At 59.9% G+C, this 6,045-nt stretch carries 7 protein-coding genes; 4 read left to right on the top strand and 3 right to left on the bottom strand.

Translation table 11 applies throughout. From position 1 onward, the window contains the following. Together L8U58_RS08305 and L8U58_RS08310 are read right to left on the bottom strand one after the other, a co-directional pair. Complete coding sequence (locus tag L8U58_RS08305; protein WP_269955116.1) at positions 1-1,500, bottom strand: NCS2 family permease; 1,500 nt, start codon at positions 1,498-1,500, stop codon at positions 1-3. Between the two features lie 155 nt (positions 1,501-1,655). Continuing rightward, a complete protein-coding gene (locus L8U58_RS08310) occupies positions 1,656-2,399 on the bottom strand; it encodes a DUF3027 domain-containing protein (protein ID WP_269955117.1) in 744 nt (247 codons plus the stop codon). A gap of 96 nt (positions 2,400-2,495) precedes the next feature. Between L8U58_RS08310 and L8U58_RS08315 the strand changes: the two genes are divergently transcribed. Both L8U58_RS08315 and L8U58_RS08320 read left to right on the top strand, forming a co-directional pair. Next, positions 2,496-3,320, top strand: coding sequence for a glutaminyl-peptide cyclotransferase (locus tag L8U58_RS08315; RefSeq protein WP_051879548.1), 825 nt, complete (start codon positions 2,496-2,498; stop codon positions 3,318-3,320). A gap of 57 nt (positions 3,321-3,377) precedes the next feature. After that, positions 3,378-4,019, top strand: coding sequence for a DUF2771 domain-containing protein (locus L8U58_RS08320; protein WP_034969695.1), 642 nt, complete (start codon positions 3,378-3,380; stop codon positions 4,017-4,019). Between the two features lie 40 nt (positions 4,020-4,059). Here the strand turns inward: L8U58_RS08320 and L8U58_RS08325 are convergent, their stop codons facing one another. Further along, a complete protein-coding gene (locus L8U58_RS08325; RefSeq protein ID WP_034969697.1) occupies positions 4,060-4,443 on the bottom strand; it encodes a cold-shock protein in 384 nt (127 codons plus the stop codon). Positions 4,444-4,873: 430 nt separating this feature from the next. On the opposite strand from L8U58_RS08325, the gene L8U58_RS08330 reads away from it, so the two are divergent. Then, positions 4,874-5,524 carry a resuscitation-promoting factor Rpf1 domain-containing protein gene (locus L8U58_RS08330; RefSeq protein WP_269955118.1) on the top strand — a complete coding sequence of 217 codons (651 nt, stop codon included), beginning with the start codon at positions 4,874-4,876 and terminating at the stop codon, positions 5,522-5,524. Between the two features lie 130 nt (positions 5,525-5,654). Further along, positions 5,655-6,045 (top strand): terminase gpP N-terminus-related DNA-binding protein (locus L8U58_RS08335; protein ID WP_420839870.1); only part of this gene is annotated, 391 nt, incomplete at its 3' end.

Below are 6,045 nucleotides of genomic sequence, written 5' to 3' on the forward strand. Positions count from 1 at the left end.
CTAGCCCCGCAGAACGTCCATCACTGGATCGGCGGCAAAATAAACCACGAACATCACGGCCACCAGATACAGCAGCGGGTGGACCTTCTTCGCGCGGCCACCCACCACAGCCATGGCGACGTAGGTGATGAAGCCCACGCCGATGCCGTTGGCGATGGAGTAGGTAAACGGCATGACCACGATGGTCAGGAAAGCCGGGAGGGCAATGTCGAAGCGGGAGAAGTCAATGTCCTTGACCTGCGCCATCATCATCGCACCGACGATCACCAGAACCGGGGCGGCGGCCTCGATCGGCACGACCTCGTACAGCGGGGTGAAGAACATCGCCAGGATGAACAGCAGACCGGTGACCACATTGGCCAGACCAGTACGGGCGCCATCGCCGATGCCAGCGGCCGAGTCGACGTACACGGTGTTCGAGGAACCGGAAACGGCGCCACCGACGACCGCACCGCCACCCTCGACGATCAGCGCAGTGCGCAGGTTCGGCAGGCGACCGTCCTCGTCCGCCAGCTTGGCCTGCTTACCCAGAGCCGTCATGGTGCCCATCGCGTCGAAGAAGTTAGCCAGCACCAGGGTGAAGATCAGCATGCAGGCTGCCAGCACTCCCACGCGAGTGAACGCACCGAACAGATCCACGGCACCGACCAGGGAAAGGTCGGGGATTCCACCTAGGGAATCCGGCCCCTGCGGGACGGCCAGGTTCCAGCCCTTCGGGTTGGGCTCGCCGTTAACGAAAGACGGGCCGGAGTGCGTGAAGGCCTCCACGATCATGGCGATGATCGTGTTGGCGACGATGCCGATGAACAGGCCACCGCGAACCTGGCGCACCACCAGGGTGCCGCAGATGAGCAGGCCGAGGATGAATACCAACGTGGGCCAGGAAGCAATCGAACCATTAATACCCAGGCCAACCGGCACGGTCGTGCCCGCAGCATCGGGAATACGGCGAACAAAACCGGAATCCACCAGACCAATCAGGGCGATAAACAGGCCGATACCCACGCCGATGGCGGCCTTCAAGGAGTCGGGAATGGAGTTGAATACAGCCTCGCGGAAGCCGGAGATCGCCAGCAGCACGATGAGAATACCGTCGATCACCACCAGGCCCATCGCCTCGGGCCACGAAAGCCCTTCGGTGCCGACGAAAGTAACCGCCACCAGGGTATTAATGCCCAAGCCAGCGGCGATGCCGAAGGGGTAGCGGGCAATCACGCCAAAGGCAATGGTCATCACACCAGCGGCCAGAGCGGTAACGGCAGCCACGCGAGCCGTACCCAGCTCATCGCCGTTAATGTCCGCGCTAGTGCCCAGGATCAGCGGGTTTAGGATGATGATGTAGGCCATCGCGAAAAACGTGACCACACCGCCACGGATCTCGGTGCCCACCGTGGAGTTACGCTCCGAGATCTGGAAGTAGCGGTCTAGGAAGCCGCGATCCTCGTTTGTGGATTTCTTATCCACCTTCTTCTCGGCCTTCGCGGCCTGTGCATCTGACATGCGGGATTCTCCCCTACCTGTACGAGTAGTTCGTGGGTACTGCCCCAATCCCAGAACTGTAGGCAGTCACCACAATATGAAACGACAAGTAATAAGTAACCACTACGCAGGGTATTTTTGCAACTATTAAGGGCTACTCGAAGGCCATCAAGGGGTTACTCGAAGCGCGATAGCCCACCGTCGACATACACGCCGTAGTTGCTGGTGCCTTCGCCCAGCTCCTCGCCGATGGATTCCTCTACAGTCGCTGAGTGCGCACCGCAGCCATAATCTTCCTGCACCACACGGCCATCGGCGGAGTATTCGTTGGTGCATATGCCGATGCGGTTGTCTACATCGTCGACGGGCAGGTAGAACGCGCAGGTCTCGCACTGCAGCTCCGCCTTTTTGGCAAATTCGGACCTCGGCCCATAGTCGCCTTCGCGCCATCTGCGCTGGGCCTGCTTCAGCCCCACGTGGGACAGGGTGTTTCCGGCCCGCGGGTTGCGCAGGAAGCCATCGCCGTCCTGCAGCTGCGCCCAGGCGATCAGCCGCTCGTCGTCGCGGCGCGGCGGCAGCGTATCGCCGGGGCCGAGGTCGCCGGGCTGCACCCGGTCCTCGTAAGGCACCCACTCCGGCGCCAGGGAGGCCTGCTCCCCTGCCTGCAAACTCACCTCATTGATCGTGAGAACCCCACTGCCCGGCACTGTCACCAGCACCACGACCCACTCCCAGCCCCGATAGCCGGGGACGCGGCTGCCGAAGCGGTAGACCCCTACCCCCTCATCCTGCGTCGCGATGCCGAGGAACTCCCCCACCTCGTCGTCGCCGACCTCTTCCACCGCGGCGCGGGCCATGTCCTTCGCCTGCGCAGAAAAAAGTATCGGATCTGCCTTAATCTTCTTACTCACCTGAACCATTATGCCTGCCGTCCCCTCGCTGTGGTGCATGATGGTTGCATGTTCTCTTATCGACGCCACCCTCACGCATCCCTCCACCGATCCCAGAAAGGGCGTGTGTCGACCCAGGTCGTCGCAGCTGTAGGAGCTGCAGCCTTAGCGTGTGCGTTATCGGCGTGCGGTTCGGACGACGGGGCGTCCCCAATTAAACAAGGAGACACCTCCGAGCAGTACGGCAATGCCCCGCTGCTCGAAGCGACGGTAGAGAAGGTGCATCCGTGGGATAAGTCAGCGTTTACGCAGGGGCTGGAAACCGCCGAGGATGGGCGACTGCTGGTTGGGACCGGGCTGCGTGGCGAATCCCGGATCTACTACACCGACCTGGAAGGGCAGAAAGGCAGCGAGCAAAAGCTCAGCGACAACTTCTTCGGCGAGGGCGTAGCCATCCACGGCGATACGGTGTGGCAGCTGACATGGCAGGAACACACGGCAATCAAGCGTGATGCGCGCACGTTGGAGGAAACCGGCCGGGCCGACTACGAGACCGAGGGGTGGGGGCTGTGCTCCCAACAGGATCGACTTGTAATGAGCGATGGATCGGGCACGCTGACGTTCCGCGACCCCGAGACTTTCGACAAGACCGGCTCCGTCGACGTGCCCGGCACCGACCAACTCAACGAGCTGGAATGCACTGAGGATGGCAAGGTGTGGGCGAACGTCTGGCAGACCAACACGATCCTGGAGATCGACCCGGAGGACGGCAAGGTCACCCACGTCGTTGACACCTCCGGCCTGTTCCCCGCCGCCAAGCGCGACGGCGCGGATGTCCTCAACGGCATCGCAGTGGTTCCGAATAGCACCCCGGAAGATCACCGCTTCTATCTGACGGGCAAGCTGTGGGACGAAATGTACGAGGTGCGCTTCAAGGAACCGCAGGCCTAAGAAGCGTTCGCAGAACTGGTTAGGGCTTGTCCACGCAGTGAATTAGGATCGAAAACCGTGAGCGACCAAGAAGAATCCAGCACGAACACTTCCGAAAAGGCTAACAGCAAGGCCACTAAGAAGGTCACCGAAAAGGGGACCGGGAAGCCTGCACCGAAGCTGTCCAAGAAGCAACAACGCCAGCGTGCGCAGCGCAAGCAATTGCTGACCATGGGCGCCATCGTGGCCCTCGTTGTCGTGGTGATCGGCGGCGTACTTCTGTACAACCGCTGGCAGGACGGGAAGATCGAGACCCTGCCTAAGGACCAGCGAATCATTGCTGTCGTTGACGGCAAGGAGGTAGAGATCGCCCCGTATTCCGCCTGCCAGCTGGATGATCCGGACTGCCGCCCCAGCGAGCCCTACAAGCTAGAAATGGGCGATGCGAAGGAGGTCACCCTCAAGCTGCCGGAGGATGTGTACGACCATGATTGGTCCATGCTGCAGATCTTCAATGATCCGGGCGCTAACCAGGACAACTACTACAAGGGCAACGAACGCCAAGAGGTCACCCTGAAGACCGAGGCAAGCGTGAAGGCGAAGGACGGCAGCACGCCGCTACTGCGAGTCGTGGAGCTGCACTCCATGCTGGTCGGGCTAGATGACAACGACGAACAAACCCCCTACGCAACCATCTGGTCGATCGAAATCGCCCAGTAGGTGGCTGCGGTAGGGGGTTTGGAGTTCTGTTTTTAGGGGGTTAGCTGTCGAGCTCCCGCGCGATCGTGCGCAGAATCTCCGCCACCTGGCGCGCTTCCTTACGTTCCGGGCGGCGACCGGACTGCAGAACGGGCAGTACGCTGGCATCCAGCAAAGTGATCGTATCCTGCACCATCTGCTGTAGTTGCTCTGCATCGTACTTGTGCTGTGCACGGCGGGGGCCGTTGTCCAGCACAGTCATGGTGTGCACCTGCGGGCCACGGCGGCCGGCAATGAACTCATACTCGATGCGCTGGCCCTTGACCAGTTCGGTGACGCCCTCGGGCAGCACCTGGGAACCGACGTAGACGTCCTCGTCCCCTGGGTTGCTGACGAAGCCGTAGCCGCGGTCTGCGTCGTACCACTTCACTTTTCCGGTTGGCATGGGATCACCCTGTTCCTTTATTACTTCACGGGGAGCGCAGAAAAGATAGAGAAAATACTGTGCCTGCGCTCCGGCAATAGAATGACCTAGATTAGCGAGAATACCGAGGTAGAGCAAATCTCAGCAACCCCACCAGTTACGCCCAATTTGTGACGTTCATCACATAACGGAACGATAACAAAATGGTTTCAATAGAGTAAACGCCAGGTCAGAATAAGTTCTTATCCATCGCCTTAACGGAAGCTAAGATACGGATCTTGTCAAAAACGTGACACAACCGTGACAAACCAGTACGGTAACCCATGACCAAAAGGCGAACGAGCAAACTGCTCGACGTCAGAACCGAATAAAGTTCTTGTTTTTCAAGAGATAACGAAACAAAAGGCGTCAATACACAAACACCTGGCGCCCGAAGGGAAACTCAGCGAACATGGCACGTCACGCAAAGACCAGCTCTTTCTCCACCGCAGCCCGCCTGTCCGTAGCAGGCGTTGCTGTTGCAGCGACCTCCGCCCTGCTGGCACCGACCGCTTCCGCAGCCCCGGATTCCGACTGGGATCGCCTGGCTCAGTGTGAGGCTGGCGGCAACTGGTCCATCAACACCGGCAACGGTTTCCACGGTGGCCTGCAGTTCAGCCCGTCCACCTGGGCTGCCTACGGCGGTAAGCAGTACGCACCGTACGCATACCAGGCAACCCGCTCCCAGCAGATCGCCGTTGCAGAGCGCGTTCTGGCTGGCCAGGGTTGGGGTGCATGGCCGGCTTGCTCCGCCAAGCTGGGTCTGAACTCCAAGCCGACCCCGCGCAACGCCGCTGCTAAGCCAAAGGCTAAGCCGAAGGCAAAGCCGAAGGCAAAGCCGGTCGCACCGGCTCCGGTTGTTAACCAGGCAGTCCGCGACCTGTCCCGCAACTCCAACGCTCTGGCCATCGACAAGTTCTACGACGCACTGGTCAAGCGCATCGAGTCCCTGGGCTTCTCCGTTCCGAAGGAAGTCACCGACTTCTACAAAGCCAACAAGTCTTCCTGGAACCACACCTACAAGAAGTACTCCGCTCAGCTGCAGCACGTTCTGCCTCACTAAGAGCATCTAGGCTTCACCGGGCTGGCACGCTTTCCGCGTGCTAGTCCGGTTTTTCTTTAACCACCACAGCTAGGCCACACAGGGTTAAGTAGCAAAAGGGGATGCGGACGGAATCTTGGAGGATTCCATCATGAACCGCTCATACACCAAGGAGCAGCGACGCATAGCTCTGCAGGTTTACAAGCGCACTCAATCGGTGACCAAGACCGTCCGTGAACTTGGCTATCCAGGGCGATGGACGCTGTACAAATGGTTGCGTGAACCCGCCAAACCTGGTCGACCCCGCAAACAGTCAAAAACACTGACTCGCTACCCGTTTGAGGTCAAGCTTCGCGCTGTTGAGCTCTTCCACGCTGGCTGGAGGCCAGCTGACATCGCTGTGGAATGCGAGCTGCGCTCAAAGATGAGTGTCTATTCCTGGGCACAACGCCACCGTGACGAGGGAAAATGGGGTTTGATGTCGAAAAGAGAACGCAAAGAGCACACTTGCATGCCCACCCGAGCAGCACTCGAGAAATCAC

Source organism: Corynebacterium macclintockiae (genome assembly GCF_027570165.1).
Lineage (GTDB): Bacteria > Actinomycetota > Actinomycetes > Mycobacteriales > Mycobacteriaceae > Corynebacterium > Corynebacterium macclintockiae.

What these genes read in the sequence shown, in the direction of transcription:
- L8U58_RS08305 (WP_269955116.1), bottom strand. Translation starts at nt 1,500, where the DNA reads ATGTCAGATGCACAGGCCGCGAAGGCCGAGAAGAAGGTGGATAAGAAA.
- L8U58_RS08310 (WP_269955117.1), bottom strand. Translation starts at nt 2,399, where the DNA reads ATGGTTCAGGTGAGTAAGAAGATTAAGGCAGATCCGATACTTTTTTCT.
- L8U58_RS08325 (WP_034969697.1), bottom strand. Translation starts at nt 4,443, where the DNA reads ATGCCAACCGGAAAAGTGAAGTGGTACGACGCAGACCGCGGCTACGGC.
- L8U58_RS08330 (WP_269955118.1), top strand. Translation starts at nt 4,874, where the DNA reads ATGGCACGTCACGCAAAGACCAGCTCTTTCTCCACCGCAGCCCGCCTG.